The sequence below is a fragment of the Collinsella sp. An2 genome (assembly GCF_002160065.1).
Taxonomy (GTDB): Bacteria; Actinomycetota; Coriobacteriia; order Coriobacteriales; family Coriobacteriaceae; genus Limicola.
Genome location: NZ_NFJW01000022.1, coordinates 1 through 23,383, shown reverse-complemented (window position 1 = coordinate 23,383; position 23,383 = coordinate 1). Strand labels below are relative to the sequence as shown.

Annotated in this window: 22 protein-coding genes; 1 reads left to right on the top strand and 21 read right to left on the bottom strand. The window is 63.3% G+C overall.

All coding sequences use genetic code 11. The annotated features are described in order from the left end of the window. Positions 1-217: 217 nt before the first annotated feature. From B5F33_RS09910 to B5F33_RS09900, 3 genes are all read right to left on the bottom strand, one after another. Complete coding sequence (locus tag B5F33_RS09910) at positions 218-1,615, bottom strand: phosphoglucomutase (RefSeq protein WP_087411653.1); 1,398 nt, start codon at positions 1,613-1,615, stop codon at positions 218-220. Between the two features lie 175 nt (positions 1,616-1,790). Then, a complete protein-coding gene (locus tag B5F33_RS09905; protein ID WP_204214505.1) occupies positions 1,791-2,720 on the bottom strand; it encodes a homocysteine S-methyltransferase family protein in 930 nt (309 codons plus the stop codon). Positions 2,721-2,723: 3 nt separating this feature from the next. After that, positions 2,724-3,149 (bottom strand): metal-dependent transcriptional regulator, encoded by a 426-nt coding sequence (locus B5F33_RS09900; RefSeq protein WP_087411652.1) that lies wholly within the window; start codon positions 3,147-3,149, stop codon positions 2,724-2,726. 168 nt (positions 3,150-3,317) lie between these two features. Here B5F33_RS09900 and pepT point away from each other — a divergent pair, with 168 nt between their 5' ends. After that, positions 3,318-4,577 carry a peptidase T gene (pepT, locus tag B5F33_RS09895; RefSeq protein ID WP_087411651.1) on the top strand — a complete coding sequence of 420 codons (1,260 nt, stop codon included), beginning with the start codon at positions 3,318-3,320 and terminating at the stop codon, positions 4,575-4,577. Positions 4,578-4,724: 147 nt separating this feature from the next. Here pepT and B5F33_RS09890 read toward each other — a convergent pair whose 3' ends face one another. The 18 genes from B5F33_RS09890 to B5F33_RS09805 all read right to left on the bottom strand — a co-directional run bounded on the left by B5F33_RS09890 (position 4,725) and on the right by B5F33_RS09805 (position 23,258). Continuing rightward, positions 4,725-5,900: an LCP family protein gene (locus tag B5F33_RS09890; protein WP_087411650.1), complete on the bottom strand. Its 1,176-nt coding sequence runs from the start codon at positions 5,898-5,900 to the stop codon at positions 4,725-4,727. Between the two features lie 14 nt (positions 5,901-5,914). Then, positions 5,915-7,198, bottom strand: coding sequence for a UDP-N-acetylglucosamine 1-carboxyvinyltransferase (gene murA / locus B5F33_RS09885; RefSeq protein ID WP_087411649.1), 1,284 nt, complete (start codon positions 7,196-7,198; stop codon positions 5,915-5,917). 86 nt (positions 7,199-7,284) lie between these two features. After that, positions 7,285-7,680 carry an ATP synthase F1 subunit epsilon gene (gene atpC / locus B5F33_RS09880; RefSeq protein WP_087411648.1) on the bottom strand — a complete coding sequence of 132 codons (396 nt, stop codon included), beginning with the start codon at positions 7,678-7,680 and terminating at the stop codon, positions 7,285-7,287. A gap of 4 nt (positions 7,681-7,684) precedes the next feature. Continuing rightward, positions 7,685-9,139 carry a F0F1 ATP synthase subunit beta gene (atpD, locus tag B5F33_RS09875; protein WP_087411647.1) on the bottom strand — a complete coding sequence of 485 codons (1,455 nt, stop codon included), beginning with the start codon at positions 9,137-9,139 and terminating at the stop codon, positions 7,685-7,687. Next, positions 9,136-10,047 carry an ATP synthase F1 subunit gamma gene (gene atpG, locus B5F33_RS09870; protein ID WP_087411646.1) on the bottom strand — a complete coding sequence of 304 codons (912 nt, stop codon included), beginning with the start codon at positions 10,045-10,047 and terminating at the stop codon, positions 9,136-9,138. Before atpG ends, atpD begins: the two co-directional genes overlap by 4 nt. 4 nt (positions 10,048-10,051) lie before the next feature. Next, positions 10,052-11,662 carry a F0F1 ATP synthase subunit alpha gene (atpA, locus tag B5F33_RS09865; protein WP_087411645.1) on the bottom strand — a complete coding sequence of 537 codons (1,611 nt, stop codon included), beginning with the start codon at positions 11,660-11,662 and terminating at the stop codon, positions 10,052-10,054. Then, the gene (atpH, locus tag B5F33_RS09860; protein ID WP_087411644.1) at positions 11,659-12,138 is read right to left on the bottom strand and encodes an ATP synthase F1 subunit delta; all 480 of its coding nucleotides are present in this window, start codon (positions 12,136-12,138) and stop codon (positions 11,659-11,661) included. Before atpH ends, atpA begins: the two co-directional genes overlap by 4 nt. Next, positions 12,128-12,727: a F0F1 ATP synthase subunit B gene (gene atpF, locus B5F33_RS09855; protein ID WP_087411643.1), complete on the bottom strand. Its 600-nt coding sequence runs from the start codon at positions 12,725-12,727 to the stop codon at positions 12,128-12,130. The genes atpH and atpF overlap by 11 nt, the downstream gene beginning before the upstream one ends. Before the next feature lie 35 nt (positions 12,728-12,762). Continuing rightward, positions 12,763-12,954, bottom strand: a complete 192-nt coding sequence (locus tag B5F33_RS09850; RefSeq protein ID WP_087411642.1) for an ATP synthase F0 subunit C — start codon at positions 12,952-12,954, stop codon at positions 12,763-12,765. An 81-nt stretch (positions 12,955-13,035) separates the two neighbouring features. Next, entirely contained in the window at positions 13,036-13,833 is a 798-nt protein-coding gene (atpB, locus tag B5F33_RS09845) for a F0F1 ATP synthase subunit A (protein ID WP_087411641.1), read from the bottom strand. 45 nt (positions 13,834-13,878) lie between these two features. Then, positions 13,879-14,178, bottom strand: a complete 300-nt coding sequence (locus B5F33_RS09840; RefSeq protein WP_087411640.1) for a hypothetical protein — start codon at positions 14,176-14,178, stop codon at positions 13,879-13,881. A gap of 270 nt (positions 14,179-14,448) precedes the next feature. Next, positions 14,449-14,883, bottom strand: a complete 435-nt coding sequence (gene rpiB, locus B5F33_RS09835; RefSeq protein ID WP_087411639.1) for a ribose 5-phosphate isomerase B — start codon at positions 14,881-14,883, stop codon at positions 14,449-14,451. A gap of 123 nt (positions 14,884-15,006) precedes the next feature. Further along, entirely contained in the window at positions 15,007-16,545 is a 1,539-nt protein-coding gene (glpK, locus tag B5F33_RS09830; protein WP_087411638.1) for a glycerol kinase GlpK, read from the bottom strand. Positions 16,546-16,558: 13 nt separating this feature from the next. Beyond that, positions 16,559-17,269, bottom strand: coding sequence for an L-threonylcarbamoyladenylate synthase (locus B5F33_RS09825; RefSeq protein ID WP_087411637.1), 711 nt, complete (start codon positions 17,267-17,269; stop codon positions 16,559-16,561). Positions 17,270-17,575: 306 nt separating this feature from the next. Then, positions 17,576-18,718, bottom strand: a complete 1,143-nt coding sequence (locus B5F33_RS09820) for a HemK/PrmC family methyltransferase (protein ID WP_087411636.1) — start codon at positions 18,716-18,718, stop codon at positions 17,576-17,578. A 288-nt stretch (positions 18,719-19,006) separates the two neighbouring features. Beyond that, a complete protein-coding gene (gene prfA / locus B5F33_RS09815; protein ID WP_087411635.1) occupies positions 19,007-20,074 on the bottom strand; it encodes a peptide chain release factor 1 in 1,068 nt (355 codons plus the stop codon). Positions 20,075-20,335: 261 nt separating this feature from the next. Then, the gene (locus tag B5F33_RS09810) at positions 20,336-21,766 is read right to left on the bottom strand and encodes a CapA family protein (RefSeq protein WP_158095355.1); all 1,431 of its coding nucleotides are present in this window, start codon (positions 21,764-21,766) and stop codon (positions 20,336-20,338) included. A gap of 607 nt (positions 21,767-22,373) precedes the next feature. Continuing rightward, the gene (locus B5F33_RS09805; protein ID WP_087411633.1) at positions 22,374-23,258 is read right to left on the bottom strand and encodes an aldose 1-epimerase family protein; all 885 of its coding nucleotides are present in this window, start codon (positions 23,256-23,258) and stop codon (positions 22,374-22,376) included. Positions 23,259-23,383 lie beyond the last annotated feature (125 nt).

Below are 23,383 nucleotides of genomic sequence, written 5' to 3'. Positions count from 1 at the left end.
CCGGTTCTCAAGGTGCACGCCCCGCGGCTCCGGGCCGCGCGGCAAGGGGATATGTTGCCAGACCCGGGCCCCGCCGGGGGCGGGAATCGGCGTCTCCACGGGGTCTACACAATTGGGGGTTCCTCTGCCCAACATATAGTGTCTATGTTCCGTTCGCGTACCGATGCTTGCCGTCTACCGATAGCGACATCGTCGAGCAACCCGATTACGCTACCCGCTATGCAAATCCCCCTCGGGCGAGCGCGCACCCCGCCTCCAACAGACGATCGCGCCCCTCTACCGTCGGAGCCTCTGCGTACACCCGCACGACCGGCTCGGTTCCGCCTGGCCGTAGCAACAGCCAGGATTCATCGGCGAACTCCAGCCTCAGGCCATCCATATGACTTACGGCAACAGGCGTCTGTCCAGCCACCTCATGCGGATTCAGTCCCGGCAGCATGGTGCGGAACATCTCGATGACCTCATTTTCAAGCCTCAGGTCACGTCGCCCATAGACCATGGTTCCCATAGCCGATTCCATCTCGGCAACGAGCTGGCCAAGCGTTTTGCCGGTATGCGCCATAAGCTCACACAGCAGCAGGTTCACAAGCAATCCGTCGCGCTCACACAGATGAGACGGTATGCCAATGCCGCCCGCTTCCTCTCCGCCTATCAGCACATCGCCTTTGCACATCTCTTTGTATATATGCTTAAACCCTACCGGCCGAACCGTGACGCGGCAGCCCAAAGCCTTGCAAACCCGCTTGGTGATCGTCGAGGTCGACAGGTTGAGTACAACGCGGCCCGACATGCCTCGATTGACAACTAAATGTCCCGCCACCAGTGCAATGATCTTGTGAGGGCTCACAAAGACGCCGTGCTCGTCCACCGCGCCCACGCGGTCGGCGTCACCATCGTTAATGAGCCCGGCGCTGACGCTGTGCTCCGTGACGGCACGCTCGCACTCGTCGACCCAGGGCTCGATGGGGTCGGGATGCAGGTCTAGCGCCCCCTCATCGTCAGCGTTGTGGATTTCAATCGACTCGATGCCAAGTGCGCCGAGCACGAGCGGGAAACACCCACGCGCAGCACCATACAGCGGGTCGTATACGACACGAAGTCCCGCGCGGGCTATAGCGGATGCATCGACCAAAGAGCAGAGCTCGTCGAGGTACGGCGTTACAAAATCGACGCGCTGGACAGCCCCCTGCACCGCGGGCGCAGAGGGTTCCATGACCTCTTCGAGCAGGTCGACAAAATCGTCCGAGGCCGTGCCGCCGTCATCCATACGCAGCTTGATGCCCAGGTAGTCGGGAGGGTTATGCGAGCCGGTAACCGTAAGGCCCCCGCATGCTCGGGCGTCATGCGCAACCGTCCACGACAGCGCGGGCGTGGGCGACGGACGGTCGCACACCTTGACCGTTAGTCCATGGCTTGCCAGCATGCGACCCGCCAGACAGGCAAAGTGCTCTGCCTCAGGCCGGGTGTCATAGCCTACGTATACGATGGCGCCAGGCGCCATGCGCTCCCACAGCGCACCCGCCGCATCGGCGATGCGCGCCACATTCTCCTCATTGAAATCGCCGTCGCGCCGGGCTCTCCAGCCATCGGTTCCGAAATGAATGATCGCGGCCAAACGAAGACTCCTCTCTAGGCATCTCCATACCAGAGAGGTATACCCAGAGGCGCCCTCGCTCCACGAACATCGCATCACGTGGACAAAATATGCAGATTGCTGAACGCGATATGCCCATCATGCGTCGAAGCTGAATACGGGGTAGCCAGACGCAAGGTGACTTGGTGCAAGGCGGCTAGGCCCCCAACGCTTCGGCAAGAGCCGCCGTGGTTACCGCGGTCGTTCCGCAGCATCCACCCACCAGATGTGCGCCAACAGACCGCCATGCCTCGGCAGCGCGGGCAAAATCCTCCGGTCGCTCGGACCACGACAGGACCCCTTCGGCATCCTGCTTCGGCGCGCCGGCGTTGGGACGCACCATGACCGGCGTTCGGGCAACCTTCGTCATACGCGCCACAGCGTCTGTTGCGGCGGAAAGAGAGCAGCAGTTCACGCCGACCGCCGAGGCGCCGTGCCGCTCGGCCCAGATGACCGCCGCTTCGATTGTGAGCCCGTCCCCCAGCAGGTTCCCGTCATCATCCACGGCGAAGCTCACAAACAGGGGCATGCCGTCGGCGACATCGCCCGCGCCGGCAATGGCGGGCTGCAGCTCTCGTATCGACGTGAACGTCTCGAGCAGCAGCCCGTCGACGCCCGCCCTGAGAAGCGCATATGCCTGGCCGCGATACGCAGCCCTCGCCTCACGGTAAGCGGGGGAATCCTGCTCGAACCAGTCGATTCCGCAGGAGCCCATAGCCCCTACGACCAGTTGCGGCCGGCAGGCACGAGCGCAATCGACCGCCGCCCGGTTAACCGCATCGACGCCTTGTTCGATTCCATCGCGCGCCAACGCGGGGCCACTCGCCTGAAAGGTATTGGTAAGAAGGACCTCAGCCCCTGCCGCCGCGTACAGCGCATGCACCCGCTCAACCGTCTCGGGTTCGGCAAGGTTCCAAAACGCGGCAGGAACATCCCGCGCGCCTTCTCCCGACATGAGCACGCTGCCCATGGGCCCCTGCATGAGCAGCACCTCGTGGGCAAGCCGGTCCATGAGCTCAGCGGCGCCAGACCGGTTGTAATACGACATGTCGTAGGCAGCGGCATGAACCGCAGAGGTCGTCTCCATGGTCTAGTTCTCCACCACGGTGATGCCCTGCTGCTCCAGATATGCCAGCCAGCGCGCCATGGTGTCTTCGGATAGCGCGTGCTCCATCATGCACGCCTCGGCGTCCGCGCGATCAAACTCAACGCCAAGCTCCTGAATCAGGAACGTGCGCAGCAGACGGTGACGGTACCACACGGCATTGCCTACCTCGCGTCCCTGAGGGGTAAGCATCACCTTGCCATAATGGGACTGCTCAACGAGCCCCTGGGCCTTAAGCGCGGAAACCGCCTTGTTAACCGAGGCCTTAGAGACCTCGAGGCGATTGGCGATATCCACCGAGCGCACGCCGCTCTCGGTACCCTCCTCCTGCTCGATGCGCACCATACATTCGAGGTAGTCCTCGTTTGCCATGGTGAGGTGTAACTCACGCGAACGTTCCGTGGTGTCCATGCCGTCCCCTCTCGCTGTATTCATGCAGCTGATTCTACCGCAACGTCCCTCATCACATACCTCGGTGAGCCTTGCCTGCGACGGTTAAGCCCGTGATAGAGTAGGCATGTGCGACAGGGCGTCGCACCGTCTTTCACTCCAGCACCACCAAACCGACAGGAGGCCTTCATGGCGGCTACAGAACAGCAAACGGGCGAGCCAACGGATGTTCTCGAGCGCTTTTTGCGCTACGTGCAGGTGGACACGCAGTCGAGCGACGAGCACTGCGACCAGGTTCCGTCGAGCGCAATCCAGTTTGATCTGGCAAACCTGCTTGCAGAAGAATTGCGCACCCTCGGGGCACAGGACGTCGCAGTGTCCGACCACGCCTACGTGACCGCGCACATTCCGGCAAGCGCGGGCGCCGAAGCACGTCCCCGTCTGGGGCTCATTGCCCACATGGATACAACCGAGGTCGTTTCGGGTTTTGGCGTCAAGCCCCACGTGGTGCGCTACGAGGGCGGCGACCTTGTATGTGGCGAGGTCGACGGCCAGCCTGTGTCAATCGGCCCCGACAAGCTTCCTGCGCTGAACGATCTTGTTGGCGAGGACCTGGTGTGCACCGACGGCACGACCCTGCTGGGCGCCGACGATAAGGCCGGTATCGCCGAAATCATGGCGCTCGTAGCGCATCTGGCCAAGCATCCAGAGCTGCCGCATCCGCCGCTTGGCATCTGCTTCTGCCCCGATGAAGAAATCGGACACGGGGCTGCGCTTCTCGACATCGAGTCCTTCGGGTGCGCCTATGCCTACACGGTCGACGGCGGCCCCGTCGGTGAGCTTGAGTGGGAGTGCTTCAACGCAAGCGAGGTCACCGTGCGCTTCCGCGGCTATTCCATCCATCCTGGCGATGCAAAAGACCGCATGGTAAATGCCGGCAATCTCTTCGTGGAGTTTCACAACCTGCTTCCTATCCCCATGCGTCCCGAGCACACCGAGGGCTACGAGGGGTTCATCCATCTGGAAGGAGTGTCCGCGACCTGCGAACACGCCACAGCCCGCTACATCGTGCGCGACCACGACGCCACCAAATTCGATGCGAAGCTCGCCCTCATGGAGCGTGCCGCAGCCTTCATCAACGACCGCCTGGGCGAGGAGCGCGTGACCGTTGAGGTCAAGCCGCAGTATCGCAACATGGCAGAAGTCGTTGCCGATTACCCAGAGCTTATCGACGTGGCAAAGGAGGCCTTCAGCGCCGCCGGCGTAGAGCCGCGCGTACTGCCCATCCGAGGCGGCACCGATGGGGCCCAGCTCTCCTTCCGCGGGCTTCCCTGCCCCAACCTCTCGACCGGCGGTTACTGCTGCCACGGCGTGAACGAGTTCATCCCCGTGAGCTCGCTGGAAAAGATGGTCAATGTGCTGCAGGAGCTCGTCGCCCGCTTCGCGTAGGCTCGCGGCCAGACCTGTGGGTCTATAGAACCCCGGACAAACAGCACAAGGGCCTCGATCCCGTAAATAGCCAGGGGCTGCAGGCACATGCCCGCAGCCCCTTCTTCTTAGCTGGACAGCGTATGTAAAGAACCGTCGACTCTCGAGCTATTCACTCGAAGTGTCGTCGCTCGAGCTCGAGCTCGAGCTTGTTGTCGCCGTGCCCGACGCCCAATCCTCGTTGCTGTTGTTGTTGAGGTCGCCGATCGTCGCAGACTCTCCGCCCGTGCCCATGGACTGCGGACCCTGCGGGTCTTCGCCGGCGTCAACGCGCGCCATCATCTTTTCAAGCGCATCCTCGTACACGAAGACATAGCTCTGGCCGTTGATATAGGTGTCTTCGCCTGCCCATGACGGGACGTTGGCCGACCAAATGCTGTTGGTGTCCATGCCGCGCATGGCATTTACCAACGCCACAATGTCACCAGCGGAAAGGTCGGTCACCACCATGTTGGCGACCGAATCGACAAGCGGAACGATCGTCGTGGGGTCGAGCTTGTTAAGGATCTGGTCGGCAAGCGCGCCGATCACCATGCGCTGATGGCGCATGCGCGTATAGTCGCCGTCCAAGAACTGGTGACGAGCGCGGCTGAACGTAAGCGCCGCCTCGCCGTCCATGTGCTGCTGGCCGGCTTCGATCTTCACCGGACCGGCCTCGGGATCATCGACCTCGTCGCCTTCGGGCACGTAGATGTCAATGCCACCGACCGCATCAATGAGCTGCTTCATTCCGTCGAAGCTCACCTCGGCGTAGTGGGAAATCTCAACACCGCACAGGTCGTTTACGGCCTCGACCATCTTCTCGGCCCCGCCATAGGAAAACGCCGCATTGATCTTCGCCGTCTGGCCGTCGATTTCGACCTTGGTGTCGCGCGGAATGGAAATGAGCGTGACCTGCTTGTTGGGGGCATCGACGCGCGCCAGGATAATGGAGTCGGAGCGCTCCACGTCGTCGTCCTGGCGTCCGTCCGTTCCCAGCAGCAGCATATAGAACGGCTCACGGGTTACATCCGAGTCAACCAGGATCTGCTGGAGCGCCGTGGTGATGATCGAGCTGTCGTTCAGGCGAGACATGATGCTCGAGAACCATACGCCGGCAGCGACGACTCCCACCAAAAGCACGCCAGCAACGCCGCACAGGATGCCGCGACGGATTCGCTTGCGGGTACGTCGCTGACGCGCACGCTCGGAATAACGTCCCACATTCTCTCGACTATAGATGCGGCTCGCCGCGCCGGTCGAAGGTCGTCGGGACTGTTGTACGGGCTTTTTTCGAATGCTCATACGAAGTTCCTGCTCTAGTCTTCTTCGGGGTCAGGGATGGTGTCGCGCTCGACATGGGCACCGATCGAGGTGAGCTTCTCGCAGAAGCGCTCGTAGCCTCGGTCAATGTGGTGAATTGCGGAGACCTCGGTCATGCCCTCTGCAACAAGGCCGGCAATGACCAACGCCGCGCCGCCGCGAAGGTCGGGCGAGACCACCTGCGCGCCCGACAGGGCGGGAACGCCGTGGATGATGGCATGATGACTCTCGATGCGAATGTTTGCACCCATGCGCTGCAACTCGGAGGCAAACATGAAACGGTTTTCGAAGATGTTCTCCGTAATGACCGACACGCCGTCGGAAAGCGCGTTCAAGATCATGATCTGAGCCTGCATATCGGTGGGGAAGCCCGGGAACGGCAACGTCTGGATATCCACGGGGCGCAGGTGTGGCGCGCGCCACACGCGGATGCCGTCCTCTGTGCGCTCCCAGCGCACGCCCATGAGCTCCATCTTCTTGAGCACCATGCCCAGATGGTGCGGGTTAAAGCCCGTCACTTCGAGACCGTGCTCGTCGGCGGCAAGCGCGCCCGCCACAATGAAGGTGCCGGCCTCGATTCGGTCGCCGATGACCTGGTGGGTCACGGGGTGAAGCTCGTCGACGCCCTCGATTGTGACGACCGGGGTACCGGCACCCGTGACCTTGGCGCCCATCTCGTTGAGCATGTTCGCCAGATCGACGATCTCGGGTTCGCGCGCGGCGTTGTCGATCGTCGTGGTCCCCTCGGCGCGCACGGCAGCCATGATGAGGTTCTCGGTTGCGCCGACGCTTGCGAACTCAAGCGATACGAGCGCGCCGGTCATGCCGTGCTCTGCATTGGCATAGATATAGCCGTGGTCGGTGTCGAAATCGACACCGAGCGCCTCGAGGCCCAGGATATGCATATCGATCTTGCGGGCGCCCAGATTGCAGCCGCCCGGCATGGCGATCTTCGCACGCCCGAAACGGCCCAGCAGCGGACCCATCACGGCCGTCGACGCGCGCATCTTTGCCACGAGGCCATAGGGAGCCTCCCAAGAATCGACCGAGGAGGTGTCGATCACCAGCGTGTGCTCGTCTACGACCTCGATGGTGGCACCCATGCCTTTGAGCACCTTGCCCATCACATGAACGTCCGAGATATTGGGAACGTTGGTGAGCGTAGTCGTGCCCGGGGCAAGCAGCGTTGCCGCCATGAGCTTGAGCGCGGAGTTCTTGGCGCCTGAAACCCGGACGCCGCCCCCGATGGAATGCCCGCCATGAACGCGAATGATATCCAAAGTCCGCCCTTTCACAAGAAAGCCCGGGGCGCAACGCGCTCCCGGGCATGATGCTGGCCGCTATCGATCACCGGCTCAAATGCCGATCATTTCGCTGCGAGCAGAAGTGTACACCATGCGATTTCATTATAGAGGTAGGCACGATGTGCATCATCTTCAGACAAATTACTCAACTGGTCTTCAAAACCTTCGACCTCGGCCTGAAGCTCCGCACGGTCCACCTGGGACGTATCGGCAGCGCGTTCGGCCAGGATAACCACCTCGTCCTCGGTAATTTCGACGTAGCCGCCGCTCACCGCGAAGACGTGGTCGGTGGTGCCCATGGCGTTGTCCGAAACGCGCACGTAACCGGCCTGGATGGTGCAGATCTCGCTGGCATGGCGCGGCAGAACGCCCAGCTCGCCGTCGGTCGAGGGAAGGGCCACGAACGCGGCCTCTCCCTCGTAGGCAAGCGACTCGGGGCACACGATACGGACGTGCATGGTCTTACTGCTCCTTCATCTTGGCAGCGCGCTCGCGCACGTCGTCGATGGTTCCGGCATAGCGGAAGGCCTGCTCGGGCAGGTCGTCGCACTTGCCGTCGACGATCTCGGCAAAGGAGCGCACGGTATCCTCGACGCGCACGTACACGCCGGGGTTGCCCGTGAACTTCTCGGCCACGTGGAACGGCTGCGACAAGAACTGCTGAATCTTGCGGGCGCGGCTTACGGTGAGGCGCTGCTCCTCGGAAAGCTCGTCCATACCCAGGATGGCGATGATGTCCTGAAGATCGCTGTACTCCTGCAGAATCTCCTGGACCTTGACCGCGACGCGGTAGTGCTCCTCGCCCACGATGCTCGGGTCAAGGGCGTCGGAGGTGGAGGCCAGAGGATCGATGGCGGGATACAGACCGAGCGAGGCGATGGAACGCGAGAGCACGGTCGTGGCGTCCAGGTGCGTGAACGTCGTGGCGGGCGCGGGGTCCGTCAGGTCGTCGGCAGGCACGTAGACGGCCTGGACCGACGTGATCGATCCCGTCTTGGTGGAAGTGATGCGCTCCTGCAAGTCACCCATCTCGGTCGCGAGCGTGGGCTGATAGCCGACGGCGGAGGGCATACGGCCCAGCAGCGCCGATACCTCGGAGCCCGCCTGCGAGAAGCGGAAGATGTTGTCGATGAACAGCAGCACGTCCTGGCCGCGATCGCGGAAGTACTCAGCGGTCGTAAGGCCGGCGAGACCGATGCGCAGACGCGCTCCAGGCGGCTCGTTCATCTGGCCGTAGACCAGGCATGTTTTATCGATGACGCCCGACTCGCTCATTTCGAGATACAGGTCGGTGCCCTCACGGGTGCGCTCGCCGACGCCCGTGAACACCGACGTGCCGCCGTGCTCCTGCGCCAGGTTGTTGATGAGCTCCTGGATCAGTACGGTCTTGCCAACGCCGGCGCCGCCAAACAGGCCGGTCTTGCCGCCGCGGATGTAGGGCTCCAGCAGATCGATGGCCTTGATGCCGGTCTCGAAGATCTCGGTGTTCGTGGTGAGCTCGTCGAAGCTCGGCGCGGCATGATGGATGGGATAGTAATCCTCGACCTCGGGCATGGGCTTGCCGTCGACAGGCTGACCCAGCACGTTCCACACGCGACCAAGCGTTCCGGGGCCGACGGGCATCTTCATGGGGCCGCCGGTATCGTGCACGACGATACCGCGCGTAAGGCCATCCGTAGAGGTCATGGCTACGGTTCGAACCACGCCGCCCGGGAGCTGGGACTCGACTTCGAGCACGGTGCTCAGGTGCCCCATCGGCGTATCGGCCTCGACGGTGAGCGCGTTATAGATGGCGGGAACGGCTCCGTCGAACTTCACGTCGACAACCGGGCCGATGATACGTACGATACGACCTTCGCCGGCGGTCGGGCGCTCCACGGCCTCCTGAACCGCCGACCGGCTGATGGTATCTGTCATTGTTGATCCTCCAATGCTGAGGCCCCGCCAACGATCTCGTTGATCTCGGTGGTGATGGACCCCTGGCGCACGCGGTTATACGTACGGGTGAGAGTGGCGATGATGGTGTTGGCGTTCTCCGTCGCGGAGTTCATCGCCTTGCGGCGCGCGCCTTGCTCGGCTGCTGCCGAGTCGATGAGCGCCTGGTGAATGACCGTGAGGATATAGCTCGGAACAAGCTTGCCCAGCACGTGAGATGCCGAGGGCACGAAGCTGAACGCCGAGGAGATCCGCTGCGGCCCCTCGTCATCGTTCTTGCGCGGACCGTGCGCCATGGCGACCGCCTCGGTATCGAGCGGAAGCAGCCGTTCGACGCGCAGCTGCTGGTCAACGCGGTTGCGCGCGTGGTGGTACACCAGCTCCACCTCGTCAAGGCGCCCCTGGGCGTACTCATCGCACACATAACTCGCAATCATGCGGGCCTGCTCGAAATCGGGATCGGCGGACGAGCCCTCGAAGTGCATGACGAGCTGTGGATTATGGCGGAAGTACTCGGACGGCTTACGCCCGCACGCGATGATGGAGAACTCCGTGCCCTGCTCGCGCCATTCGCGGCAGATGCGCTCTGCCTCGCGCTCGACAACGACGTTGAAGCCTCCGGCCAAGCCTCGATCGGACGCCACGGCGATCACCAGTCCGCGACGCACCTCCTCGTGAGGCACGAGCATCTCGCTGGTGCCGGCCGCCTCGGCATCCTGCGCAACGGTGAGCATGACGTCGGTGAGCGCTCGCTTATAGGGCTCCGCCTTCTGGGCGCGATCGAGCGCGCGGCGGATCTTCGCCGTGGAGACCATCTCCATCGTGCGCGTGATCTGCCGCATGCTCGTCGTCGACGTGATGCGCTTCTTGATGTCGCGAAGGTTTGCCATGAAGCTAGCTCTCCTTGACCTCTGCGGCCGGCTCCTCTGCCTCCGCCGCATGCCTGGCCACGAAATCGCCCTTGAAATCGGCGATGGCCTGACGTAGCGACTCGGCGAGGTCGCCCTCTACCTTCTCGTCGCGCAGACGCTCGAGCAGCGGGCCGTATGCGCCGTCCATATGCTTGATGAGCTCGTCGCGGAAGGGGATGACCTGCGAAATGGGCAGATCGTCCACGAAGCCCTCGTTGCCGGCGAACAGCGACAGCACCTGGTCCACCACGTCGAGCGTATTGAAGCGAGCCTGCTTGAGCAGCTCGGTCATGCGGGCGCCGTGCGTAAGCTGGCGCTGGGTCGCCTGGTCGAGGTCGCTGCCGAACTGTGAGAATCCGGCGAGCTCCTGGTAGGAGGCAAGGTCCAGACGAAGCGAGCCGGAAACCTGCTTCATGGACTTCACCTGCGCGGCGCCGCCGACGCGCGACACCGAGATGCCGACGTCCACAGCGGGGCGCTGTCCCTGGTGGAACAGGTCGCTCTGCAGGTAGATCTGGCCGTCCGTAATGGAAATCACGTTGGTAGGAATGTACGCCGAAACGTCGCCATCCTGCGTCTCGATGAGCGGGAGCGCCGTCATGGAGCCGTAGCCGTTCTCACGCGAGAGCTTGCAAGCGCGCTCGAGCAGGCGAGAATGCAGGTAGAAGATGTCGCCCGGGTATGCCTCGCGTCCCGGCGGACGACGCAGCGTCAGCGACATCTGACGATAGGCGACGGCCTGCTTCGAGAGGTCGTCATAGACCACGAGCACGTGGCCGCCCGGGTTGTCGGCAGATGCCGGCTTGCCGTCCTTGCCGTTGTACATGAAGTACTCGCCGATAGCAGCGCCCGCCATCGGCGCGATGTACTGCAGCGGCGCCGAATCGGCAGCCGTTGCCGACACGATGATGGTGTAGTCAAGGGCATTGTGCTTCGCGAGCGTCTCGCGGATGCTCGCCACCGTGGAGGCCTTCTGGCCCACGGCGACATAGATGCAGATCATGTCCTTGCCGCGCTGGTTGATGATGGCGTCGATGGCAATGGCGGTCTTGCCCGTCTTGCGGTCGCCGATGATGAGCTCGCGCTGGCCGCGGCCGATGGGGATCATGGAGTCGATGGCGAGGATACCCGTCTGCACCGGCTCGCACACCGGAGTGCGGTCGATGACGCCGGGAGCCTTGAACTCGATGGGTCGATAATCCGACGTGTGGATCTCACCCTGGCCATCGATGGGCTCGCCGAGCGGGTTTACCACACGGCCGAGCATGCCACGGCCCACGGGGATGTCCATGATGTGACCGGTGGTGCGGCACTCGTCGCCCTCGCGGATGGCGGCGACGTTGCCAAACAGCACGGCGCCGACCTCGTCGCGCTCTAGGTTCTGCACGAGGCCGAAGACGGTCTCACCCGTGAGGCCGCTCTTGAATTCGAGCAGCTCGCCCGCCATGGCGCCACGGAGGCCCGAGACGCGGGCAATGCCGTCGCCCACCTCGTCGACGTAGGAGAGCTCCTGGGTGTCAACCACCGCAGAGATCGCGTCGAGACGCTCCGAGAGCGCCTGGGCGATATCCTCCATCTTCAGGGTGTTTGTCATGCGACTTCACCTCCTGCTTTCGTATCGATTTCAACGAGCGTCTTGCGAGCGGCGCGAAGCTGCGTCTTGACGGAGATGTCGCGACGCTGGCCACGGGCCTCAAGCACAAGACCGCCGATGATGGATGGGTCGACCTGCTCGATAAGGAAGACCTTGCGGTCCAGGTCCTTCTCAAGACGCGAGCGAATCTGCTCGCGCAGGTCGTCGTCGAGCGGCACGGCGGTCGTCACGGTAACGCCCACCACGTCCTCGTCCTCCTCGGTCATGGCACGGTACGCCTCGGTCACCTGCGGAAGCAGGTCGACCTGGTCACGCGAAACCATGGTGGAGAGCACGGCGAGCACCTCGGGCGACGCCTGTGCGAGGACCTCAAGGTCCTTCAGGTCGTCGAAGATCCTGCCATCAGCCTTGGCCGACTCCATGAGAGAGCGAGCATAGGTCTCGACAACCCTGTTCTCCCTGCGGCTAGTTGGCATTCAGGCTACCCGCTTCCTTGAGATACTGCTCGATAAGACGACGCTGCTCGCCGTCCTGGTCGAGGGACTTCTCCACAATCTTGGCCGCCACCGAGACGGAAAGGTCTGCGATGGTGCCGGCTGCATCGGCGTAGAGCGACCGGCGCTCTTCCTCGACCGTGGCATGCGCCTTGGCGATGATGTCCTCGGCCTCGGTATGCGCCGCGGCGATGATGCGGGCGCGCTCGGCCTCGGCGTCCTGGCGAGCCTCGAGCACGATGTCGGCCGCCTGGCGACGGGCATCGGTCACGAGGGCATCGGAGGTCGCACGGTCCTCGATGGCCTTCTGCTTGGTGCGCTCGGCCTCATCGAGGCTGTCGGCGATGCGTTTCTCGCGCTCCTCCATCGTGGACAGCACCTTGGGCCATGCGACCTTGCCCGCCACGACGAGGATGATCAGAAAGGCGATAAGCGCCGGGACGAACTCCGCCATCTTGGGGATGAGGATGTCGGCCCCTCCCGCGGACTCCTCGGCGAACGCCGCCGTCGGAATGGCGAACGCCGAGACGGCAGCAGCCGCCGCGAGCGTCGCACGATTCATGAACTTCATAGTTAGCTCCTTGCTTGACACGCTGGGCGCCAGAACTAGGAGATCAGCGTCACGACGAAGCCGATGAGGCCCAGCGCCTCGGCGAACGCGGACGCCAGGATGAAGACGGTGAAGGCGCGACCCTGGACCTCGGGCTGGCGTGCCATAGAGCTCGTGGCACCAAACGCTGCCAGGCCGATGGCAAGACCGGCACCGATAACACCGAGACCATAACCGATAACTCCCACAATTCCTCCTTTAACGTGCGCCTGCGGCGCAGGATGACCTATGTCTATGGGCGGATGCCCAGCGACAACAGCACAAGAGCGCTAGTGGCTCTCGGACTCGGCGATCTGAATGTAGACCGCCGTGAGCACCGTGAAGACGTACGCCTGGACGAACGCCACGATGAACTCGACAAGATAGATGATGATCAGGATGGCAATCCACGCCAGGCTGGGCAGGGCGCCCGCGGCATTAAGCGCGTTCACCTGGTTGAGCAGCGGCTCGGCAAACAGAGACGCCATGATGGCAAACGACCCCATGACGATGTGGCCGGCGAACATGTTGCAGAACAGACGGATGGCCAGCGTGATGGGGCGAAGCAGCAGCGAGAAGACCTCGATGACCCACACGAACACGCGCATGGGCAAGATCATGCCGCCGGGCGCAAGGCTCGTGATATAGCCCACGACGCCGTGCTTCTTGATGCCGAAATAAATGAAGTAGACAAAGGAGCACAGGGCGAGCGCCGCCGTGCAGCCGATAGCACCCGTACCCGGCTTCATGCCCGGGATAAGGCCGATGAAGTTGTTGACGAGGATGAAGAAGAACACCGTCGCCAAGAACGGGAAGTGACGGCGCCAGCTGGTGCCGACCACGCCCTTCGCGACGTCGTTCTGGACGAACTCGACAACGTACTCCACGCCGTTCACAAACAGTCCGTGGGGCACGAGCGTTTGCTTTTTCACAAACGCAAACAGCAGCACGCATAGCACCACTGCGGCGACCAGCAACCAGAACGAATACTGTGTGAGTCCGACGTTTAGATCGCCGGCGACCGCCGTCGAGTAAAACTCGGAGACCAGATGATTGATCTCATCGGGCAGCAGCTCAAACGCTTCCACAATTCCACCTTTCCGACACGACGGCACGCAGGCCGTCGGGCTCGGTCATCCCCTATGGGCGATGACCGCCATGGCGACCGCGACCCAGCAGACGAAAAACCCGCCGATCTCGCCCACCAAAAACGCGATGAGCTCGGCTCGAGCGAGAAGGTATGCAAAGATCACGGCCGCGAACAGGACGATGAACGAGACGATGACCCCCAGCATGCCTTTCGCCATGTTGGCATCGCTTGTGCGCCGAAGCACCGGCACCAATGCCAGGAGCAACGGGACAAACGCGAAGATGCCCACGAGAACACCCAGGGCGACGGCAGGCCAGTGTGCGATCAGGTCGATCTGGGCCATCTCACTCACCTCTCTGCCTTCGAGCCCTACGGCAAAACCGCTGTGCCCGTAGACATCAAACGCCAATTCTAGTCACCTCGGGTGAAAACACAACCCATAAGGCGGGTGCTCGTTCTCAGAATCGTCACATTCAATCCCTTGAAAAATCAAGCCGATTCTGGTCAGAACAATACCGCGGTCAACACGGCGCCGTCTGTCCTCTTAGGCACGGCGCCGTTCCATATCGTCATATGCAGGCCCAACCCGTGGCCCGCCTGCGCCCGCCCGGGTTTAGTCGAGCGCGTTAATCTTGGCGACGCGCTGCGCGTGGCGCCCGCCCTCGAACTCGGTCTCCAGGAAGACCTTCACAATCTCTTTGTTCACGTCCAGGTCGACGAAGCGGCCCGAGAGGCACACGACGTTGCCATTGTTGTGCTGGCGGAACAGCTCGGCAAACTGCGGCGAGGTGATGGACGATGCGCGCACGCCGGCGACCTTGTCGGCCGTGAGCGCCATGCCGATGCCCGTGCCGCACACAAGCACGCCGCGGTCGGCCTTGCCGGTCGAGACCGCCTGGGCGACGGGCAGGGCGTAATCGGGATAGTCGACGCTCTCCTCGCTGGTTGTGCCGAAATCCTCGACCTCGTGCCCGAGCTCGGAAATATAAGCCTTGAGCAGCTCTTTCTGCTCGAATCCGCCGTGGTCGGCAGCGATGGCGACACGCATGTTGCATCCTTCCTGGGATAACGGTACCTACAGGGCTTAACTGTACTACATTGCATGCGCGGCCATAAGTCCCGACAGCCCGTCGTGGCACAAACCCCCCTGCCGGAGGCGTGAAGGGTCCTGCTAGCGGCACCTCGTGCGGGAGACGGCGTCATGCCAGCCGGCCAGGTTGCGCGCCCGGGTCTCCTCGTCGCCATGGGGCTCGAAGCGGTCGGCGACAGTGCGGTTCTGCTCGATCTCGTCGCGGTCCTCCCAGAAGCCCACCGAAAGCCCTGCAAGGTACGCGGCCCCAAGAGCCGTGGTCTCAACCGACTCCGACTGAACGACAGGGATCTGCAGCAGGTCGGCCTGGAACTGCATGATGAAGTCGTTTCGAGACGCCGCTCCATCCACATAGAGGCTCTCCAGGCGCACGCCCGCGTCGGCCTCCATGGCGCGCAGCACGTCATAGCTCTGATACGCCATGGACTCGCAGGCCGCGCGCACGATGGACGCGCGATCAGAGGCCCCCGTCAACCCACAGATGAGGCCGCGGGCCTCGGAATCCCACCAGGGAGCCCCCAGGCCGCTGAAAGCCGGAACCAGATAGCAGCCCCCGTTATCGGGAACCGACGCGGCGATGTCGGACGTCTCGCGTGCGCTCGAGATGATGCCCAGCTTGTCACGTAGCCACTGGATGGTCGAGCCCGCATGGAAGATCGAGCCCTCGAGGGCGTAGCTCACCGTGCCCCCCTCGGCGATGCCAATGGTGGCGACGAGCCCCTGACGAGACTCGACCACCCGGTTGCCGGTGTTCATGAGCATGAAGCAGCCCGTGCCATAGGTGTTTTTGGTATCGCCAGGATCGAAGCAGCAATGCCCGAACAGCGACGCCTGCTGGTCGCCGGCGACGCCTGCGATGGGAGGCGTGTGGGTCATGACCTCGCTCGACACCCGACCGAAGTCGCTCGAGCTTTCATGAAGCGTGGGCATCATCGCGCGGGGGATGTCCATGAGGGCAAGCAGCTCGTCGTCCCAATCGAGGGTATGGATGTTGAACAGCATGGTGCGGCTGGCGTTGGTGTAATCGGTGGCATGCACCATGCCGCCCGTGAGGTTGTAGACGAGCCACGTATCGATAGTGCCAAACACAAGGCGCCCCGCCTCGGCGAGCTCGCGGGCACCGCTCACGTTGTCCAGAATCCAAGAGATCTTAGTAGCAGAGAAGTACGCGTCGGGGGTCAGGCCTGTCTTCGAACGAATCATGTCGGCGTGACCATCCGCGACAAGCGCCTCGGCAAGCGGCGCGGTGCGGCGGCACTGCCAGCCGATTGCATTGTAGATGGGCTGCCCGCTCTCGCGGTCCCACACCACCGTGGTCTCCCGCTGGTTGGAAATGCCCACAGCGGCGATGCGGTCGGAATGGATGCCGCTCTTATACTGCACCTCGATCATGACGGCGATTTGAGAGGCCAGAATCTCCATGGGGTCCTGCTCCACCCACCCGGAGTGGGGAAACATGGTCTTGATGGGACGCGACGCCTGGGCAACGATGCAGCCGTACTCGTCGACGATGACCGCGCGCACCGATGTCGTGCCGCTGTCAAGCGCCATGATATAGCTGCTCTCGTATGAGAAATCTATCTTCTGCACCAAATTGAGGTCACGCAACGAGATTGGCATCGTGCACCTTTTCCTACCGCGACGACGCGGGAGCCGAACCCAGAGACGACGCGCCCGACACGACGCGTTCGACCTCAGAAGCGGGCAAAGCCCCCTGGCGGATGATGTTGAGAGAACCCGACACGAGCGAGACGATCGTGGAGGCATCGCGGCACGGGGTGACCCCCGCGTCCACCGCCACGTCCACGCCGGAGAGCACCGCCTGCTCGACCTCGTCGAACGACGTGGGAGCCGGCATGCCATGCGTGTTGGCGCTCGTCACGGCAAGGGGGCTGTTGCAGGCACGAACAAGCGCCTGGACCACAGGCGAGCGGGACGCGCGCAGCGCGACGGTGCCGTCGGACGCCTGCATGAATGCAGGAACGTTCTCGCGCGCCTTGACGACGATGGTCAGGGCGCCCGGCCACAGCTCTCGGGCGAGGGCGCGCGTAGCGGGATCGACGTCGCGCCCGTAGCGGTCGAGGTCGTCCGGCCCGCCCACCAACCAGGGAACCGTCTGCGCAAGATCGCGATGCTTTACCGAGAATATCCTGCGATAGCCCGACGCTACAGGAGGCAGGGCCCCGCCCTCGCCCTCGACGGCGGCAACCGCGACGCCGATGCCGTATACGGTCTCTGTCGGTATGAGCGCAAGGCCGCCGGACATCAAGACCTGTGCGACATCACGCACCGCCAAGCTGTGAGGACGCCCGGCGTCTCCGTCGATTCGATATAGCCTCTGCATCGGTCTTCGCCCGGCTCCCCTTTCTCCTGCCCCACGCGGCATACAAATAGGCCGTCGAACCACGTCCGACGGCCGGATACGCCGCGCTGGGCGGACCTTCCTGCCAAACCTTGCCCGGGGCATTGTCTCACGCGAGACACACATCTGGGCGGGCGACAAGGAACGACCTCGCAGACGGAGCCCACTTTCCGGTAAAGGGAGTGAAATATGTCGGTTGAGTGTGCCCGGCAGGTAAATGCCCAGCGGCGAAACCCAGGCAGCGATGCCGAACGTGCACGACGCAGCCGCGCACGGGCGAACGGGTGCCTAGACGCGCGGGGCACGAGCAAGCACGAAGCGGGGACGGCGCGCGAGGTCTGAAACCACCCGCACGTCCTCCATGCCGGCAGCGCGGCAAAGACCGGCCGCCGCATCGAGAGCGTCCTCGAAAAGCTCGCAGGCAAACAGGCCGCCAGGACAGAGCATACGCGGGGCGGCGGCGAGCAGACGACGGAAGACCGAAAGGCCATCGTCGCCGCCGTCAAGGGCAAGCGACGGCTCAAAATCGCGCACCTCGGGAGGAAGCGTCGGCATGACGCGGCTCGGGATGTAGGGCGGGTTGGAGACAAGGACATCGAAGGTTCCCAGCTCGTCTGCCGCGACAGGAGCAGTCAGGTCCCCCTCGCGAATATCGACGAACTCCGGCGCGACGCCGCAGCGTTCGCGGTTACGGCGCGCCAGATCGACGGCGTGCGCATCGATGTCCGTGGCGACGCACTTCACGCGGCCCGGGCGCTCGACGGCAAGCGACAGCGAGATGCAGCCTGTGCCACAGCCCACTTCGAGAACACGGGCCACCTGGCTCTCCGCGGCATCGCCCTCCGTCTCCACGGAGGGCCTGGGCGCCTGCTGCATATCGGCTGCAACAGCAGCATCGTGGACCGCGGGCGGCTCCTGCGGACTCTCTTCGCCAGCGCCGAGGCCGACGGCATCGTCCGACTCTGTCTGCAGCTCATGCTGAGCGCGCAGCCGTTCGGCCTCCTCGCGACGGGCCTCTTCGACCTCGGCGTTCCAGGGAAGCTCGACCCGGTCACGGCGCGAACTCGGACGGAGTGGGCCGAGCACCTCGCAATCGAGGTGCTCGAGCACCACTTCGACCAGCATCTCGGTCTCGGGGCGGGGAATCAGGACGCCGCGCTCGCACGTGACGTCGATCGTCCGAAACGAAGTTTCGCCCAGAATGTACTGGAGCGGCTCCCCGCTGCGTCGACGCACCGCTGCCTGGTGCATCGTCGCAAGCTCCTCGGAGGACAGCGGCCGGTCCATGTTCATGTACAGCTCAATGCGCTTTAGGCCCGTGGCCATGCCGAGCAGCCACTCGGCGGCCAGGCGCGGCCTCTCCTCGCCACAGCGGCCAAGAAAGCCCTCGGTCCACTCCATGCAGCGCTTGATGGTCCAAACCTCGTCCATGAGATTCCCCTATCCCGTGTTGTTCCGCTGGCGATTCTACTGTACGAGGGACGTCTTACACGGTTCTCGCCCGTTCTTACAGGAATCTCACCGGATTCTTCCCCGTATCTCACAGAGAGCCAGAACACAGCCTTTGCGCAGCGCAGACGACGGCCACCGTGTGACCGGATACGCGATGGGGCGCTCCGCATAGACGGAACGCCCCATGAAACGTACATATCACACCATCTCACGCCGGCCCTGGACCAAAAACAGAAGGCTCCGGGCGCGCGTAGGCGTACGCGGTGATTAAACGGCCTCGGCCAGCTTCTCGGCGCGGTCGGCGGCAGCGAGGGCGTCGATGACGGTGCCCAGCTGGTCGCCCAGCAGCACGCCGTTGTAGGTCGAGTTGAACCCGATGCGGTGGTCGGTCACGCGGTCCTGCGGCTGGTTGTACGTGCGGATCTTCTCCGAACGGTTGCCGTGTCCGATCTGACTCTGGCGCTCGGCACCCAGCTCGGCCTGCTGCTTCTGCAGCTCCATCTCGTACAGGCGGGCACGCAGCATCTGCATGCAGACCTCGCGGTTCTGAATCTGCGAGCGCTGCTCCTGCGACTGCACCACGGTGTTCGTCGGCAGATGGGTGATACGCACCGCCGAGTACGTGGTGTTGACGCACTGGCCGCCGGGGCCGCTCGCGCAGTAGGTGTCGATGCGCAGGTCCGAGGGGTCGATATGAATGTCGATCTCGTCCGCCTCGGGCAGCACGGCAACGGTGGCCGTAGAAGTCTGGATGCGGCCCTGGCTCTCGGTCTTGGGAACGCGCTGCACGCGGTGCACGCCGCTCTCGTACTTCATAACCGAGTACACCTTATCGCCGGAGACCTTGAACTCGATGCTCTTGAAACCGCCGGCGTCGCTGGGGCTTGCATCGAGAACCTCGACCTTCCAGCCGTTCGACTCGCAGAAGCGCTCGTACATCTTGAAGAGATCACCTGCGAAAATGGCGGCCTCGTCGCCACCGGCAGCAGAGCGGATCTCGACGATCGTGTTCTTCTCGTCGTTCGGGTCGCCCGGGATGAGCATGAACTTGATGTCTTCCTCAAGCTGGGGTAGCTTGGCCTCGTTTGCCGAGATGTCCTCCTGCAGCATGGCCTTCTCGTCCGCGTCGGAGGTGTCGTGAAGCATCTCCTTGGCCGCCTCGATGTCATCGAGGGCGGAGATATACTCCCGCGCCGCCGTCACCAGCGGGGTCTGGTGCGCATACTCCTTGTTGAGACGGGTGTATTCCTTGATGTCGGAGGCCACCGACGGGTCGGCGAGCTTCTTTTCGAGCTCCTCGTAGGCCGCGATCAGTTTTTCAAGCTTGTCACGCATGATGGATTCCTTTGCTAGCGTGGCGCGTGCGCCCGTGGGTTCGGCAGGTGAATGTGCGGCGACGCCGCAGGCTGGATGGCCGCAAGAGGCCCATATCCGCCCAGCTAGAACATGTCGAACTTCAAATACATGTTGCAAAGGTCCTTTCTCTCGACCACCTATCATACCCAGCAAGGGGCGAAGGGCAAGGTCGCAGGCGGCACGGCGAGCAAAATCCACGGATGCCCGGCCGGCGGCGCCGTCCCGAAAGGACGGGCGGGCCTACATGACGACGGTGAAGTCCTCGCCGATGACCTGCCGGGTGAGGTCCTGCATCCAGGCATAGGGGTCATCGAGCCCCGCGAGCAGCTCGTTTGCCGACGCCTGCTTCTCGGTGTAGTCGGAAAGCGGATAGACGGTGTCGGCGCCATCCTCCCAGTGCTCCACAAGCGGATGCCAGGCCACGTTCTCAATCGAGACCGCACGACCCTCCTCCTTGGCATCCTTCTCGCTCTTGCACACGAACTCGCAGGTGAACATGCCCGAGAGGATGCATTCCGGCTTGTCGTGGTAACCGCTCCACACGTCGCCGAGGCCATAGACCACAAGCGTCTTGCCGCCCGCGCCCTCGACCCACTCCATGGGCTGAATCACATGCGCGTGGCTGCCGATCACAAGATCCACCCCCGCGTCGGCAAGTTCCTGCGCCCAGGCGCGCTGCGTCTCGTCGGGATCGTGCTCGTACTCCGTGCCCCAATGCATGTAGACCACCACGGCATCGGCCACCTTGCGGGCGCGGGCGACGTCGGCCTGCATATCCTCCTGCACATAGGGGACCGCGTAGTAGTCGTTGGGCAGCTCATCCTGGTCGTAGCCGTTTTGTCCGTAGCTGTACGAGAGAAAAGCGATGCGCACACCGTTGCGCTCGACCATGCGGACGCGGTCGCGTTCGTCTTCGTTGGCAAAGCTTCCTATGGCCATGACGTCATTCGCCTTGGCTCCCCACACGCCGAGCGAATGCTGCACCGCCGGCTCGCCCGTGTCGTACGTGTGGTTCGAATTGATGGAAACCACATCCCAGCCGGCGCCAACAATGGCATCCGCCATGGAATCGGGAGTGTTGAAGCTGGGATACCCGTTGTATCCGTAGCGATCAGGGCCGCCAAGCGTGGTCTCCTGATTGATGAACGAGATGTCGTAGGACTGGACCGCATCGCGAATCCCGTCATAAAACGCATTGAAGTCGTACTGATCGTCGCCAACCTCGCCCGCCGCCACGTCGGCAAGCTCAAGTAGATTCTCGTTCGCGATGTTGTCACCGACAGCAGAAAACGTGACATGTCCCTCGCCAGAGGACGTCGCGCTGCCCGCTCCGAGAACGACGGCCCCGGGCGACGTCACCTGTATGGATGCCTGAACAGGCGGGACATCGATGCCCCGAGCAGCAGCGCGCTCCACAGCCGTACAGCTGGAGGCGTCCGGGCTTGCCACGGAGGCGCTTGCAAACGGATCGAAGCCGCTCTGCACAAGCGACCCGACGCCCCAAAGGCCAAGCGCAGCCACCGCCACGGCCACCACGGCGGGCAATGCGTGCAGCACATTTGCCCGGGCGGCCCGCCGGCGCGCGCCGCCGCGGCCGCGGCCGATGTATCCGAGCGATGCGTTGTGCTGAATCTGCGTGCCGATTACGCTGCGGCGCTTACCGAAACGCATGCGGTCGGCGTTCTTTGCCAGGCGCTCTCCTACTGTGGGATACCCATACCGGGAGCGATTTACGTGCTGTTGCTGGCGGCGTTTCCGCGGCGTTGGGCGCACGGCGCCCACCCGAGCACGCGTCGCACCGTGACTCGTAGCGCTCGACGAGGGCAACGCACCGGGTCGCGTGCCGGAACGCTGGCGAACCGCCCCTCCCGATGAACCCGACGAGCGGCCTGCAGACCCTGACGACACATGACGTGTCCCCTGCCCCTGTGCTGCCATGATCCTCCCATCAAATGACAGCGCGCCCGCCGGTCCCGGCAATGCGCATGCAACCATCTCGTGACAGTACTGTAGCGTATGGGTGCCGTTTTATCCGGGAACAATGAAGGCAGGCGGAGGCCATAACCCCCTCACTGCCATATCCTGCATGTTGCAACCTCCGTCCCGTCGCAAGGAGGACGCCATGAAGCACCTGTCTTCCAACGCTCAGAAGTTTATCCACTGGTTCTTGGTGGGGGTTCTGCTCTATGTGGCCGTGAGCGTCATCCTCATGCTGACGCAGAACTCATAGCTTCGGGCGGACCAGCCGAGAGCGGACGGCCCGCCCGAAGTCTGCTCGCTAGAGCAGCGTCACCGAGAAGGAGCGCTCGTCAACCTTGCCAGGAGCGAGCACCGTAATGTTGCGCTTGTGCTCAAAAACGTCGTCCTCGCTGGTAAGGGTCGCGTGTCCTGTCCAAGGCTCGAGCGCCACGAAGGGTGCATCGCCCGCCGCCGACCACACGCCCAGATACTTGAAACCTTCGAAGTTTACGCGCACGCCGCGGCCGCTCTTGGTACCGCGCAGCGTCACCGTGCTGCCGGGCACGTCTTCGAGCATCACCGTGTCATAGTCGAACAGCCTGCGCGACAGCGCCACGTGATCGGAGTCCTTAACGATGGGGTTCATGACGTCGTAGGTAAGCAAGCCGCCGTCGACGATGGTCGCCGATTCGAACGTCCACGGCTTGGCAAACTCGAGCTCATAGTCCTCGAACGCCTCGCCCTCGGCGCCAGGGGCCGGCACGTTGAACGCGGGGTGGCCGCCCACCGAGAAGGGAAGGTCGACCTCGCCGGTATTTTCGACCCGGAAGGTCTGGGTAAAGACGCCTTCATCGGAAAGCGCGTAGGTCATGTTGAGCTTGAAAGCATATGGATACAGAGCGCGGGTCTCGGAGGAATCAGTGAGCTCGAACGTCACCGAAGAGGGGCTCTGGCTCACGACCGCGTGCTCGTAGTTACGCGCAAGACCGTGGCGCCCAAGCGCGACCGGTCCCTGCTGCGAGGAGGCCTTGTCGCCACGGATGGAGCCCACGATGGGAAAGAGCACGGGCGCGTGACGATTCCACCAGCGCGGGTCCGCTTGCCACAGATACTCATCGCCTCCGCGCGCAAGGCTTGTAAGCTGCGCTCCCAACGTGTCGATGCAGGCCGTGACGCCGCCGTTTTGGATGCTGATGGTGGACATGAGACGCTCCTATCTTTAAGTCGTTGCATCAGAGAGCCGGATACCGGATGCTTTGGTGCAATGCAGAATCTGGCGGGCAGGGACGCCGACATGGGACCTGGGGCGCGCGGAGCGACCCCGTCAAG

What these genes read in the sequence shown, in the direction of transcription:
- B5F33_RS09905 (WP_204214505.1), bottom strand. Translation starts at nt 2,720, where the DNA reads ATGGAGACGACCTCTGCGGTTCATGCCGCTGCCTACGACATGTCGTAT.
- B5F33_RS09900 (WP_087411652.1), bottom strand. Translation starts at nt 3,149, where the DNA reads ATGGACACCACGGAACGTTCGCGTGAGTTACACCTCACCATGGCAAAC.
- pepT (WP_087411651.1), top strand. Translation starts at nt 3,318, where the DNA reads ATGGCGGCTACAGAACAGCAAACGGGCGAGCCAACGGATGTTCTCGAG.
- B5F33_RS09890 (WP_087411650.1), bottom strand. Translation starts at nt 5,900, where the DNA reads ATGAGCATTCGAAAAAAGCCCGTACAACAGTCCCGACGACCTTCGACC.
- atpC (WP_087411648.1), bottom strand. Translation starts at nt 7,680, where the DNA reads ATGCACGTCCGTATCGTGTGCCCCGAGTCGCTTGCCTACGAGGGAGAG.
- atpD (WP_087411647.1), bottom strand. Translation starts at nt 9,139, where the DNA reads ATGACAGATACCATCAGCCGGTCGGCGGTTCAGGAGGCCGTGGAGCGC.
- atpG (WP_087411646.1), bottom strand. Translation starts at nt 10,047, where the DNA reads ATGGCAAACCTTCGCGACATCAAGAAGCGCATCACGTCGACGACGAGC.
- atpA (WP_087411645.1), bottom strand. Translation starts at nt 11,662, where the DNA reads ATGACAAACACCCTGAAGATGGAGGATATCGCCCAGGCGCTCTCGGAG.
- atpH (WP_087411644.1), bottom strand. Translation starts at nt 12,138, where the DNA reads ATGCCAACTAGCCGCAGGGAGAACAGGGTTGTCGAGACCTATGCTCGC.
- atpF (WP_087411643.1), bottom strand. Translation starts at nt 12,727, where the DNA reads ATGAAGTTCATGAATCGTGCGACGCTCGCGGCGGCTGCTGCCGTCTCG.
- B5F33_RS09840 (WP_087411640.1), bottom strand. Translation starts at nt 14,178, where the DNA reads ATGGCCCAGATCGACCTGATCGCACACTGGCCTGCCGTCGCCCTGGGT.
- rpiB (WP_087411639.1), bottom strand. Translation starts at nt 14,883, where the DNA reads ATGCGTGTCGCCATCGCTGCCGACCACGGCGGATTCGAGCAGAAAGAG.
- glpK (WP_087411638.1), bottom strand. Translation starts at nt 16,545, where the DNA reads ATGCCAATCTCGTTGCGTGACCTCAATTTGGTGCAGAAGATAGATTTC.
- B5F33_RS09825 (WP_087411637.1), bottom strand. Translation starts at nt 17,269, where the DNA reads ATGCAGAGGCTATATCGAATCGACGGAGACGCCGGGCGTCCTCACAGC.
- B5F33_RS09820 (WP_087411636.1), bottom strand. Translation starts at nt 18,718, where the DNA reads ATGGACGAGGTTTGGACCATCAAGCGCTGCATGGAGTGGACCGAGGGC.
- prfA (WP_087411635.1), bottom strand. Translation starts at nt 20,074, where the DNA reads ATGCGTGACAAGCTTGAAAAACTGATCGCGGCCTACGAGGAGCTCGAA.
- B5F33_RS09810 (WP_158095355.1), bottom strand. Translation starts at nt 21,766, where the DNA reads ATGCGTTTCGGTAAGCGCCGCAGCGTAATCGGCACGCAGATTCAGCAC.
- B5F33_RS09805 (WP_087411633.1), bottom strand. Translation starts at nt 23,258, where the DNA reads ATGTCCACCATCAGCATCCAAAACGGCGGCGTCACGGCCTGCATCGAC.